The sequence below is a fragment of the Methylobacterium variabile genome, from assembly GCF_001043975.1.
In the GTDB taxonomy this organism is placed as follows: Bacteria; Pseudomonadota; Alphaproteobacteria; order Rhizobiales; family Beijerinckiaceae; genus Methylobacterium; species Methylobacterium variabile.
The window spans coordinates 18081-30751 of record NZ_LABY01000089.1 but is presented as its reverse complement, the minus strand read 5'-3'; the positions used below and the strand labels follow the sequence as shown (position 1 = coordinate 30751).

At 72.9% G+C, this 12671-nt stretch carries 7 protein-coding genes; all 7 read left to right on the top strand.

Annotation, left to right across the window (positions count from 1 at the left end; translation table 11 throughout):
- The coding region (locus VQ02_RS14200) for a methyl-accepting chemotaxis protein (protein WP_048444855.1) at positions 1–895 on the top strand (895 nt) is incomplete at its 5' end.
- 18 nt (positions 896–913) lie between these two features.
- The gene (locus VQ02_RS14195) at positions 914–3220 is read left to right on the top strand and encodes a hybrid sensor histidine kinase/response regulator (RefSeq protein ID WP_048444852.1); all 2307 of its coding nucleotides are present in this window, start codon (positions 914–916) and stop codon (positions 3218–3220) included.
- A 17-nt stretch (positions 3221–3237) separates the two neighbouring features.
- Positions 3238–4305 carry a chemotaxis-specific protein-glutamate methyltransferase CheB gene (gene cheB / locus VQ02_RS14190; RefSeq protein ID WP_048444851.1) on the top strand — a complete coding sequence of 356 codons (1068 nt, stop codon included), beginning with the start codon at positions 3238–3240 and terminating at the stop codon, positions 4303–4305.
- The gene (locus VQ02_RS14185; RefSeq protein ID WP_048444850.1) at positions 4302–6065 is read left to right on the top strand and encodes a response regulator; all 1764 of its coding nucleotides are present in this window, start codon (positions 4302–4304) and stop codon (positions 6063–6065) included. Before cheB ends, VQ02_RS14185 begins: the two co-directional genes overlap by 4 nt.
- 23 nt (positions 6066–6088) lie before the next feature.
- Complete coding sequence (locus tag VQ02_RS14180; RefSeq protein WP_209437015.1) at positions 6089–7969, top strand: response regulator; 1881 nt, start codon at positions 6089–6091, stop codon at positions 7967–7969.
- A gap of 158 nt (positions 7970–8127) precedes the next feature.
- On the top strand, positions 8128–9351 hold the full coding sequence (locus tag VQ02_RS14175; RefSeq protein WP_048444848.1) for an efflux RND transporter periplasmic adaptor subunit: 1224 nt from the start codon (positions 8128–8130) through the stop codon (positions 9349–9351).
- A 71-nt stretch (positions 9352–9422) separates the two neighbouring features.
- A complete protein-coding gene (locus VQ02_RS14170) occupies positions 9423–12596 on the top strand; it encodes an efflux RND transporter permease subunit (protein WP_048444847.1) in 3174 nt (1057 codons plus the stop codon).
- The last annotated feature ends 75 nt before the right edge of the window (positions 12597–12671 follow it).

Below are 12671 nucleotides of genomic sequence, written 5' to 3'. Positions count from 1 at the left end.
GGTCCGCGGCCGAGGCGCGGTGCTCAACCAGATGGTCGAGGGCCTGCGCCAGCTCGCGAGCCAGAACCGCGCCTCGACCTCGAACCTCAACGCGGCGGCCGCCGAGATCCGGGCCTCGGCCCAGGAGCAGGCCGCGAGCGTCGAGGAGCAGTTCGCCGCCGTGCAGGAGACCGCCGCCACCGTCGACGAGATCACGCATGCGGGCGCCCAGATCGGCAAGCGCGCGCAAGAAGTCATCGCCACCGCCCAGGCCACCGCCCAAACCTCGAGCGCGGGGCTTCGCGCCGTCGACGAGACCGCCCGCGCCATGGACGCGATCCGCGAGCAGAGCGAGGCGGTGGCGGAGAACATCGTGGCGCTCAGCGAGAAGACCCAGGCGATCGGCGAGATCATCGCCACCGTCAACGACGTCTCGGAGCGCACCCACCTCCTGGCGCTGAACGCCGCCATCGAGGCGGCGGCGGCGGGCGAGAGCGGGCGCAGCTTCGCGGTGGTGGCCTCGGAGATGAAGGCGCTGGCCGACCAGGCCAAGGAGGCGACCGCCCAGGTCCGGGCGATCCTCGGCGACATCCAGCGCGGCATCAACGCCTCGGTGATGCTGACCGAGGAGGCGGTCAAGCGCGTCGCGGTGGGCAAGGAGCGCACCGACACCACCCACGCGACGATCGAGGAGATCACCGCCCGGGTGCAGGAGAGCGTGCAGACCTTCCAGCAGATCGTCGCCTCGACCAACCAGCAGCAGCTCGGCATCGAGCAGGTGATGGGCGCGCTGCAGAACATCCGCCAGGCGAGCCAGCAGACCGCGGCCGGCACCCGCCAGGTCGAGGCCGCCGCCGCCAACCTGAGCGAGCTCGCCGGCGCCCTCCTGGCCCTGGCCGAGCGCTACCGGCTCTGACCGGCCCGGCGACGGCCGATGGACGATATCCGCCAGCTCCTCCTCGCGGCCTTCGACGCCGAGCATCGGGAGCACCTCGCGGCGATCCGCACGGCGCTCGCCGCGGCCGAGGCGGGCAGCCCCGCCGACTGGAACGACGTGTTTCGCCGTGCCCACAGCCTGAAGGGGGCGGCCCGGGCCGTCGACCTCCCGGCTGTGGAGGAGATCGCCCACCGGCTCGAGGCCCTGTTCGACCGGGTGGTGCAGGGCCGGGCCGGCCTCGACCGGGCGACCGCCGGCGTGGTCGAGCTCGCCCTCGACCGGATCGAGGGCCTGGTCGCGGGGCTCGCCGAGACGCCGGAGCCGGAGGCGCCCGCCGACGCCATCGCGGCCCTCGACGCCTGCCTGTCCGGCACGCCGGTGCCGGCGTCCGTGCCGGCCCCGGCGGCCGACCGCGACGCCGAGCCCGCGCCGGCACAGCACGCTCCGGTCGCCGAGCGGACGCAGGTTCCGTCCGCGGAGCGGACGCAGGACGGTACCGTCGCGTATCTGCGCATCGCCAGCGACCAGGTCGAGGACCTGTCGCGGGCGGTTCACGACCTCACGGCGGCGCTCCAGGGCCAGGAAGCGATCGGCGGCGCGGTGGCGGGCCTCGAATCCGGCGCCCGGGCGCTTCGCCGCAGCGTCGACACGGTCCAGGGCCGCACCGGCGAGATGGTGGCCCTCGCCCGCCGCCTGCGCGAGGCCGGCGATCCGGCCGGCGCCGCCCTCGACGGCTTCGTCGACCGGGTGCGGCGCCTCGACGGCGAGCTGCGCGGGGTGATCCGCGGCATCTCGGCCCTCGCCCGGGTGCAGAGCCGCAGCACCGGCGCCGTCGACACCGCCCTGCGGCGCCTGCGCGACGACGCCGACCGCCTGCTCCTGGTCCCGGCCGAGACGGTGTTCGGCGGCTACGGCCGGATGGTGCGGGAGATCGCCCGCGAGGCCGGCCTGCCCGTCGACGTCCGGCTCCAGGGCCTCGACCTCCAGGTCGACCGCGGCCTGCTCCAGGCGCTCAAGGACCCGGTGCTGCACGCCCTGCGCAACGCGATCGGCCACGGCGCGGAAGCCGCGGAGGCGCGCCGCGCCGCCGGCAAGCCGGAGGCCCTCGCCGTCACCCTGGCGGTCGCCTCCCGGGGCAGCCAGCTCGTCGTCACGGTCCGGGACGACGGCCGCGGCCCGGACCTCGCCCGCATCCTCGAGACCGCCCGCCGCCAGGGGCTGGTGCCGCCGGGGGCGGCGCCCGGCCCGGCGGAGATCCTCGACCTCGTCTTCGCGCCGGGCTTCTCCACCGCCGCCTCGGTCGACCGGATCTCCGGTCGCGGCATGGGCCTGTCGGTGGTGGCCGAGGCCGCCCGCGCCTTGCGCGGCCGGGCCGCCCTGCGGCCGGCCGAGCCCTTCGGGGCCGAGGTGACGATCGCCGTGCCGCTCTCCGCCGCCCGCCAGCCGGTGCTGCTCGTCGAGGCGGCGCTTCAGCCCGGGTCGGCCCCGCAGACCTTCGGCCTGCCGAGCGGCGCCGTGGCCGGGCTGCTGCGGCTGCGGGAGCGCGACCTCGCGTCCGTGGCGGGCGAGCCGGCGGCGCGGATCAACCAGGGGGGACGGGACGTTGTCGTGCCGCTCGTTCCCCTCGCGTCGCTCCTCGGATCCGGTGTCGCCCCCCTTCCCCTCCACGACGGCCTGGTCCGCGCCGTCCTCCTGCGCTGCGGGCCGGCGCATTGCGCCGTCGCCGTCGACCGCCTGCTCGACGTGCGGGTGCTCCTCGTCGGCCCGGCCCCGCCGCTCGGCGGCGATCCCGCGCTGATGTCCGGCACCGTGATGCTCGCCGACGAGACTCCCGCCCTGGTGCTCGACGCCGAGGGCTTGAGCGCCCGGGCCCGGGCCGGCGGGCTGGTGGCGGCCCCGCCGGCGACGGTCGCCCCCGAGCGCCGGGCGAAGCGCGTGCCCACCGTGCTGGTGGTCGACGACTCGATCACCACCCGGACCCTTGAGAAGAGCATCCTGGAGGCCCACGGCTACCGGGTCTTCGTCTGCGTCGACGGGCAGGACGCCCTCGACCGCCTGCGCCGGGACGGGGCGGAGGTCGACCTCGTGGTGGCCGACGTCGAGATGCCGCGCCTGGACGGCTTCGGCCTGCTCCAGGCCGTCAAGGCCGATCCGGGCTTGACGCGGCTGCCGGTGATCCTGATGACCTCCCGCGGCGATCCCGCCGACATCCGCCGGGGCCTCGATCTCGGGGCCGACGCCTACATCACCAAGCAGAAGTTCGACCAGCGCGAGCTTCTCGACACGATCGGTCAGCTGCTGTGAGCGTCCCCGTCCGCGTCATGCTGGTGGAGGATTCGCTGGTGGTGCGCCAGCTCCTCGCCCACATCGTCAGCCGCGATCCGCGGCTGGCCCTCGCCGCGGCGGTCGCCTCGGGCGAGGAGGCCCTGCGGGAGATCCACCGGGTCCAGCCCGACGTGATCTCGATGGACATCCGCCTGCCGGGCATCGACGGCCTGGAGACCACCCGGCGGATCATGGCCGAGCGCCCGACCCCGATCGTGGTGGTGGCCGACGCGATCGAGGATTCCTCGCTGAAGATCTCGATGAACGCCCTGCGGGCCGGGGCGCTGAGCGTGGTCGAGAAGCCGGTCGGCACCGGCCACCGTGCCTACGAGGCGATCGCCGACCAGATCTGCACCCAGCTGCGCATCATGAGCCAGGTGCCGGTGATCCGGCGCCGGCCGATCGGCGCCGAGCGCCTCGCGCCGCCGCGGGACGAGGCGCGCGGGCCGGGCGTGCCGGCCCCGACGACTCAGGTCCCGGTGACGCAGGTCCCGAGCGTGCTGGCGGTGGCCGCCTCCACCGGCGGGCCGCCGGCCTTCGCCAAGCTCCTCGGCGCCCTGCCGGCGGATTTCCCCCTCCCGGTCCTGCTGGTGCAGCACATGGGCGCGGCCTTCATGGAGGGCTTCGCCGACTGGCTGAACGGCGTCGTGCCGCTCAGCGTCGGCATCGCCCGGGAGGGCGTGCGGCCCCTGCCCGGCCACGTCTACGTCGCCCCGGGCGACCGTCACCTGACCCTGACCCCCGGCGGGCTCGTCGCGCTCCTCGACGACGCGCCGGTCGGCGGCCAGCGGCCCTCCGCGACGCTCCTGTTCCGCTCGATCGCCCGGGTGGCCGGCCCGCGGGGCTTCGGCGTGCTCCTCACCGGCATGGGCGAGGACGGTGCCGCGGGCCTCCTCGACATGCACCTCGCCGGCGCCGCGACGATCGCCGAGCACGAGAGCTCGGCGGTGGTCTACGGCATGCCGGCGGCGGCCGTGCGCCTGCGGGCGGCCGGCAGCGTGCTGCCCCTCGACCTGATCGCCCCGCGGATCCTGCGGGCGCTCCAGCTGGGCCTCTCCGCGTGACCGGCGCGGTCCCGGCGCCCGCGAGCCCGCCGCGCATCCTGCTGGTCGAGGACTCCGAGACCCAGGCCCTGCATCTGCGGCTGTTCCTCGAGCGCAGCGGCTTTACGGTCGCGCGCCACGCCACCGCCGAGGCGGCGCTGGAGGCGATGAACCACGGCCTGCCCGACCTCGTGGTGGCCGATTACCACCTGCCGGGGATGAACGGCGACGAGCTGACCCGGCAGATGCGCCTGGCGGTGCGCACCCGGGCGACGCCGGTGCTGATGCTGACCGAGGCGAGCGGCCGCGACATCGAGCGCCAGGGGCTCGAGAGCGGCGCCGACGCCTACGTGCCGAAATCCGCCGACCGGGACCTGCTGCTGCTGCGCATCCGCGCGCTGCTGCGCGAGCGGGCCGCCGTCCCGGCGGACGAGCCGGGCCAGGCGGCGAGCTTCCGCCGCGCCCGCATCCTCGTCGTCGACGGCAGCGCCACCTTCCGGGCCTACCTCGCGGCGCTGCTCGCGCAGGAGGGGCACGAGGTGGTGACGGCGGACGGGCCGGACCAGGCCATGGCGGCCCTCGAGGCACCGGGCGAGGGCTTCGACTGCGTCACCGTCGACCTCCTGGGGGCCGGCTTCGACGCCATCGCCCTCTGCCGCCGGATCGACGCCCTGCGGGGCGCCGCCACCGGGGCGGGGGCGCCCGGCTTCTACCTCGTCGGCATCGGCAGCGCCGCCGCCTCCAGCAAGGACCTGCTGGTCCAGGCGTTCTCCGCCGGGGCCGACGACGTGGTCGCCAAGGACGTGATGGCCAGGGACGCGACGGCGAGGGGGGCGGATGCCGACCTGCTGGCGATCCGGGTGCGCACCCTGGTGCGCCGCAAGCTCCTGGAGGAGGACGACCGGCGGGTCGCCGACGAGGTGCGCCGGCACGCGCTGGCCGCCGAGCGCGCCAAGGCCGAGGCGACCGCCGCCGAGGCCAAGGCGGCGCTCGCCGGAGCGCTGGCGCAGGCCAACCAGGACCTCGAGGAGGCCAACCACCGCCTCAAGGACACCCAGGCCAAGCTGGTTCAGGCCGCCAAGATGGCCTCCCTCGGCGAGCTCGTCGCCGGCATCGCCCACGAGATCAACAACCCGCTGGCCTTCATCCTCGCCCACCAGGGCACGGTCGAGCGCCTGATCGGCGAGGTCGCCGCCACGGTGCCGGAGGGCGCGCCCACCCGGCGCGCCCTCGACAAGGCCCGCGACCGGGTCGGGTCGATGCGCCTCGGCCTCGCCCGGATCCAGGACCTCGTCGTCAACCTGCGCAAGTTCTCGCGCCTCGACGAGGGCGAGATGCAGACCGTCAACGTGCCGGACGCGATCGAGAACGTGCTCGCCCTGATCCAGCACAAGCTCGGCAGCCGCATCACGGTGCGCAAGGACTTCTCCGGCGCGGCCGAGATCCGCTGCTCGCCGGCCCTGCTCAACCAGGTCGTGATGAACATCCTCGGCAACGCGGCGGACGCGATCCCCGACGAGGGCACCATCACGATCGAGACCGCGATCCGCGACGATCACGACGTGATCCGGATCTGCGACACCGGCCCGGGCGTCCCGGAGGAGCTGCGCGAGCGGATCTTCGAGCCCTTCTTCACGACGAAGCCGGTCGGATCCGGCACCGGGCTCGGCCTCGCCATTGCGTACAGCGTCGTGCAGGCGCATAGCGGACAATTATCCGTGGAATCGGCGCCCGAGGGAGGGGCCTGCTTCGTGATCAGCATTCCGCGGCGGACGGCATGACCGTGGGCGTGACGGGCGAGGCGATGAGGTCGATAGCGCGCGGCACGATCCTGGCGGTCGACGACGAGCCGGACATTCTGGTCGCCCTCGAGGACCTCTTCGAGGACGAGTACCGGGTTCTCACCACCAGCCGGCCGGCCGAGGCCCTGGAGCTGATCGCCGCCGAGCCCGACATCGACGTCATCCTGTCCGATCAGCGCATGCCGGGCCTGACCGGCGACGCCCTGCTGGCCCGGGCGCGGGAGATCTCCGACGCGCAGGCGATCCTGCTCACCGGCTACGCCGACATCTCGGCGGTGGTCTCGGCCCTCAACCGCGGCGGCATCACCGGCTACGTCACCAAGCCGTGGGACCCGGCGCTCCTGCGCAGCGCGGTGCGCGGCGCCTACGAGCGCCACCGCCTCGCCCGCGAGCTCGCCACCGAGCGCGCCCTGCTGCGCGGCCTCCTCGACCATGCCGGCGACGCCATCGCGTTCAAGGACACCGAGGGGCGCTTCCTGCGGCTCAACGCCCGCATGGCCGAGCGCCTGGGCGCTCCGTCCGTCGAGGCCTGCCTCGGCCACAGCGAGGCGGCTTTCCTCAGCCCCGAGGACGCCGCCGCGGCGGCGGCCGCCGACCACGCCGCGATCGCATCCGGCGCGCCGACCGAGACGGTGGTCGGCACCGGGCCCGAGGCGGCCCAGACCTGGAACCAGGTCACCCGGGTGCCGATCCGCGACGCCGCCGGCGCGGTCGTCCATCTCGCGGTGATCGCCCGCGACATCACCGAGCAGCGCCTGCTCGAGGCGCGCCTGCGCCAGGCTGACAAGATGCAGGCGCTGGGCACCCTGGCGGGCGGCGTCGCGCACGACTTCAACAACCTGCTCACCGCGATCCTCGGCAGCCTCGAGCTCGCCCTGCCGAAGGTCGCGGGCGATGCCCGCCTGTCGCGGCTGATGACCAACGCCGCCCAGGCGGCGCAGCGCGGCGCGGCCCTGACCAAGCGCCTGCTCACCTTCAGCCACCGCCGCGACCTCCAGGCCCGGGTGGTCGACCTCAACGCGGTGATCCGCGGCATGGACGACCTGCTCGGGCGCAGCCTGGGCGGCTTCGTGCAGGTCGAGCACTCCCTGAGCCCCGACCTCTGGCCGGCGAAGGTCGATCCCGACCAGCTCGAGCTCGCGATCCTCAACCTCTGCATCAACGGCCGCGACGCGATGCCGGAGGGAGGCGTCGTCGCCCTCTCGACCCGCAACGAGACGGTCACGGGCAGCGCCGACCCGAACCTGAAGGACGGCGACTACGCGGTGATCGCGATCCGCGACACCGGCACCGGCATCCCGCCGGAGATCCTCGGCCGGGTGTTCGAGCCGTTCTTCACCACCAAGGGCGTCGGCCAGGGCACCGGCCTCGGCCTCGCGATGGTGTTCGGCCTCGTCCAGCAATCCGGCGGCACCATCCGGATCGACAGCGAGGTCGGGCGCGGCACGACGGTCCTGCTCTACCTGCCGCGCTCCCGCGAGGCGGTCGAGGCGACGCCGGCCTCCAAGGCGGCGCCCGCGCCGGCGCCGCGCCGGGCCCGGATCCTGGTGGTTGACGACGATCCCCAGGTCCGGCACGTCACCGCCTCGTTCCTCAACGGCTTCGGCTACGACGAGGTCGAGGTGCCGAGCGGCGAGGCGGCGCTGGAGCGCCTCGCGACGGAGCGGTTCGACCTCGTGGTCGCCGACCTGGCGATGCCCGGCATGAGCGGCCTCGACCTCGCCGAGGCGGTGCGCCGGCGCTGGCCCGCCCTGCCCTTCCTGCTGGTCACCGGCCACGCCGAGGCGGCGCGCATCCCGGCGGACTTCGCGGTGCTGGAGAAGCCCTTCCCCTCCGCCGACCTGGCGGCCCGGGTCGCGACCCTGCTCGCCCCCGGGACGTAAGGACGAACGGATTAAGCCATCCGTCGCTGCCGCCGAACCGAATGGCTCGGCGATCGTTCATTTACGCGTCAAAGAATTTTGCTAAATGTCTCTGCTCTCCAAGGACCCGTGATCTCGGCGGTGCAGCAGCGCGCCCGCAGACCAAGAGTGTGACACCCATGCCCCGGACGCTGAGACTGAGGAGCCAGGTCGTCATCCTGGCCGTTGCCGCGGCCGGCGCGGCCTTCGCCTATCCCTATCTCCGCCCGGGTCATCGCCAGGAACCGATCGTCGCCTTCGCGGATGTGCCGGTCCGGCAGGCCGGCAAGGCCTTCACCCTCTCGCCGTCCCAGCTCGCCACCGTGTCGAGCGAGGCGGTGGTCAAGCGCCAGTTCTTCGAGGAGATCGCCACCGAGGGCAAGATCGGGGTCGACGAGTACCAGGCCACCCCGGTCTTCTCGCCCTATCCGGGCCGCGTCATCGCCATCCTCGCCCGCGCCGGCGAGCAGGTGAAGCGCGGCCAGCCGCTGTTCTCGGTCCAGGCCAACGAGATGGTGCAGGCCCAGAACGACTACCTGGCGGCCCTCAACGTGCTGAACAAGAGCCGCTCGCAGCTCGCCTTCGCGCAGGCGGCCGAGAAGCGCCAGCGCGACCTGTTCGAGACCCGCACCACGACCCTGCGCGAGCTGCAGGTTGCCCAGAACGACCTCACCAGCGCCACCAACGACAACCGCACCGCCGAGGTCGGGCTCGAGGCGGTGCGCAACCGCCTGCGCATCCTCGGCCTGCGCGACGAGGACATGGCCGCCCTCCAGCGGGGCTCGGCGATCAATCCCAACACCCCGATCAACGCGCCCCTCGACGGCACCATCATCCAGCGCAAGATCGGCCCGGGCCAGTACGTCGGCACCGGCGGCGAGCCGTCCTACATCATCGGCGATCTCTCGAAGGTCTGGCTTGTGGCGCAGCTGCGCGAGGCCGATGCCGCCAAGGTCGAGATCGGGGAGAGGGTGATGTTCCGCGTGCCCGCCCATCCGGACCGCAACTTCGAGGGCCGGGTGAACTACATCGGCACCTCGGTCGACCCGGCGACCCGCCGCATCACCGTCCGGGCCGAGATCGACAACCGCCAGGGCCTGCTCAAGCCCGAGATGTATGCCAGCGTGCGGATCATCAACGAGCGCGAGAGCCTGTCCCACGCCGTGCCCCGGGCCGCCGTGATCCTCGAGGGCAACAAGGCCAGCGTCTGGGTGCTCAAGCCCGACAACTCGGTCGAGAACCGGCCGGTGCGGCCCGGCGTCGTCGACGGCGCCACGGTCGAGATCCTCGACGGCCTCAAGGAGGGCGAGCGGGTGATCTCCCGCGGCTCGCTCTTCATCGACCGGATGTCGACCCAGAGCTGACGCGCCGGCCCCGGCCTTCCGCCGACGCGCGCTCCCCGCCCCATCGATCACGCCTTCCGGGATTCTCCGCCATGAGCGGCATCGTCGGCCTCGCGCTCCGTCAGCGCGCCCTCGTCGTCCTGGCCTTCGTGGCCCTGATGGCCGGCGGGCTCGCGGCCTTCCAGAGCCTCAACATCGAGGCCTATCCCGACCCGACGCCCCCGATGGTGAACGTCATCACCCAGGCGCCGGGCCTCTCGGGCGAGGAGATCGAGCGCTACATCACGGTGCCGATCGAGGTCATCACCTCAGGGCTCCCCGACCTGAAGCAGGTCCGCACCGTCTCGCTCTACGGCCTGTCGGACGTGAAGCTGCAATTCGGCTTCGCCAACAGCTACCGCGAGGCCGAGCAGCAGGTGCTCAACCGCCTGGCCCAGCTCGACGGGCTGCCGAACGGCGCCAAGCCGACGATCTCGCCGGTGAGCCCGATCGGCGAGATCTTCCGCTACAAGCTCACCGCGCCCGAGGGCTACAGCGTCCTCGACCTCAAGACCCTGCAGGACTGGGTGCTGCGCAAGCGCTTCCGCGCCGTGCCGGGCGTCATCGACGTGATCGGCTGGGGCGGCAAGACCAAGACCTTCGAGATCGGCGTCGACCTCGACCGGCTGATGGCCTACGGCCTGACCCTCTCGGGCGTGGTCAAGACCCTCAACGACAGCAACCTGAACGTCGGCGGCAACCGCATCACCTTGGGGAGCCAGTCGGCGGTGGTGCGCGGCGTCGGCCTGATCCGCTCCGTCGACGACATCGGCGAGACGGTGCTCGCCCAGTCCGGCGGCGCCCCGGTGCTGGTGAGGGACGTGGCCACCATCACGATCGGCCACCAGCCGCGCCTGGGCATCGCCGGCATGAACGAGGACGACGACATCGTCCAGGGCATCGTGCTGATGCGCCGGGGCGAGCGCTCGACGCCCTCGATCGAGGCGGTGAAGGCCGAGGTCGCCAGGATCGAGGCCGCCGGCATCCTGCCGCCCGGCGTGCGCATCGAGCGGGTCTACGACCGCGCCGACCTCATCGCCGTCACCACCCACACCGTGCTGCACAACATGCTGGTCGGGATCATCCTGATCCTCGTGGTGCAGTGGCTCTTCCTCGGCAACCTGCGCAGCGCGCTCATCGTCGTCGCGACGATTCCCTTCGCGCTGTTCTTCGCCGTCATCATCCTGGTGGTGCGGGGCGAATCCGCCAACCTGCTCTCGGTCGGCGCCCTCGATTTCGGCCTGATCGTCGACGGCACCGTCATCATGGTCGAGGCGATCTTCCGCCGGCTGTCGGGCCACGGCCCGCCCCTGCCGCACGGGCTGGCCGGGACCAAGGGCATGCCGCGCAAGCTCGGGCTGATCTCCCTCGCCTCCTCCGACGTCAGCCGCTCGATCGTCTTCGCGGCGGTCATCATCGTCACCGGCTTCCTGCCGCTCTTCACGCTCTCGGGCGTCGAGGGCAACATCTTCGGGCCGATGGCCCAGACCTACGCCTACGCGCTGCTCGGCGGCCTCATCGCCACCTTCACGGTGACGCCGGTCCTCTCCGCCTACCTGCTGCCGGACCACATCCGCGAGGTCGAGACGATCCTGGTCCGGACCCTCGACCGGCTCTACCGGCCGGTGATCCGCGCGGCCCTCGGCCACCGCACCCTGACGCTCGGCCTCGCCGCTCTGCTGGGCCTCGGCGTGGCGATGGAGGGGCGCAACCTCGGCCTCGAGTTCCTCCCCAAGCTCGAGGAGGGCAACCTCTGGATCCGCGCCACCATGCCGGCGACGATCTCGCTGGAGGAGGGCAACACCTACGTCAACCGGATCCGGCGGGTGATCGCCGAGGTGCCGGAGGTAGAGCGCGTGGTCTCCCAGCACGGCCGGCCCGACGACGGCACCGACGCCGCCGGCTTCTTCAACGGCGAGTTCTTCGCGCCACTCAAGCCCGCCGAGCAGTGGCGCGAGGGCATGACCAAGGACGCGATGACCGGGGCCCTGCTCGAACGGCTGCGGACCGAGTTCCCGGGCGTCGAGTTCAACCTGTCGCAGTACCTGCAGGACAACGTCGCCGAGGCGGTCTCCGGCATCAAGGGCGAGAACTCGTTCAAGGTGTTCGGGCCCGACCTGCAGAAGCTCACCGACCTGGCGCGCCAGGTCGAGGCGGTGCTCAAGCGCGTGCCCGGCGTCACCGACCTCGGCGTCTTCACCTCGCTCGGCCAGCCGACGGTCCAGATCAACGTCGATCGGGTGCGGGCGGCCCGCTACGGCCTGACCCCCGGCGACATCAACACCACGGTGCGCACCGCGGTCGGCGGCGACGCCGCGGGCGAGCTCTACGACACCGGCAGCGAGCGCCACTACCCGATCATCGTGCGGCTGGCCTCGCAGTACCGCCAGAGCGTCGGCGCCATCCGCAACCTGCGCATCGCCGGCCAGAACCAGAACGGGGTGAACGTCCAGATTCCCCTGAGCGCCGTCGCCGACGTCGAGGTGGTGTCGGGCCCCGCCTACATCTACCGCGAGGGCCAGGAGCGCTACCTGCCTGTGAAGTTCAGCGTGCGCGACCGCGACCTCGGCAGCACCATCATCGAGGCCCGCGATCGCGTCGCGCAGGAGGTGAACCTGCCGCCGGACTACCGGCTCGAGCTGGTCGGCGAGTTCAACAACATGCAGGGGGCGCTGGCCCGCCTCTCGGTGACGGTGCCGCTCGCGATCCTGCTGATCGCGGTGCTGCTGTTCGTCAATTTCGGCTCGGTCGTCGACACGCTGCTGGCGCTCAGCGTGATCCCGATGGCCGCCGCCGGCGGCGTCGTGGCGCTCGCCGTCACCGAGACGCCGTTCAGCGTCTCGGCGGCGATCGGCTTCATCGCCCTCCTGGGCATCGCCGTGATGGACGGCATCATCGTGCTCACCCACTACAACGCGCTCCTCGCCCGCGGCGAGCAGCGGGCCGAGGCGATGCTGCGCACCTGCTACACCCAGATGCGCCCGGTGGTGATGACCTGCGTCGTCGCCGGCGTCGGCCTCTTGCCGGCCGCCTTCTCGGCGGGCGTCGGCTCGCAGGTGCAGAAGCCGCTGGCGCTGGTGGTGGTCGGCGGGATGAGCCTGGCGCCGGTCCTGATCCTGATCATCCTGCCGGTGCTGATCCTGCTCTTCTCCCGGCGCCGCCCGGCGCCGGTCCACGTCCCGGCGGAGCCCGGCGCGGTGGCACCGGCCGGGGCGGCGATGCATTGATGGGGGGCGATGACCATCCGCCAGACGGGTGGCCGCTCGCGCCCCCGACGCCGCGACGCTCAGAGCCTGCTCGAC

Coding starts and splice junctions, on each gene's coding strand:
- VQ02_RS14195 (WP_048444852.1), top strand. CDS start 914: ATGGACGATATCCGCCAGCTCCTCCTCGCGGCCTTCGACGCCGAGCAT.
- cheB (WP_048444851.1), top strand. CDS start 3,238: ATGCTGGTGGAGGATTCGCTGGTGGTGCGCCAGCTCCTCGCCCACATC.
- VQ02_RS14180 (WP_209437015.1), top strand. CDS start 6,089: ATGAGGTCGATAGCGCGCGGCACGATCCTGGCGGTCGACGACGAGCCG.
- VQ02_RS14175 (WP_048444848.1), top strand. CDS start 8,128: ATGCCCCGGACGCTGAGACTGAGGAGCCAGGTCGTCATCCTGGCCGTT.
- VQ02_RS14170 (WP_048444847.1), top strand. CDS start 9,423: ATGAGCGGCATCGTCGGCCTCGCGCTCCGTCAGCGCGCCCTCGTCGTC.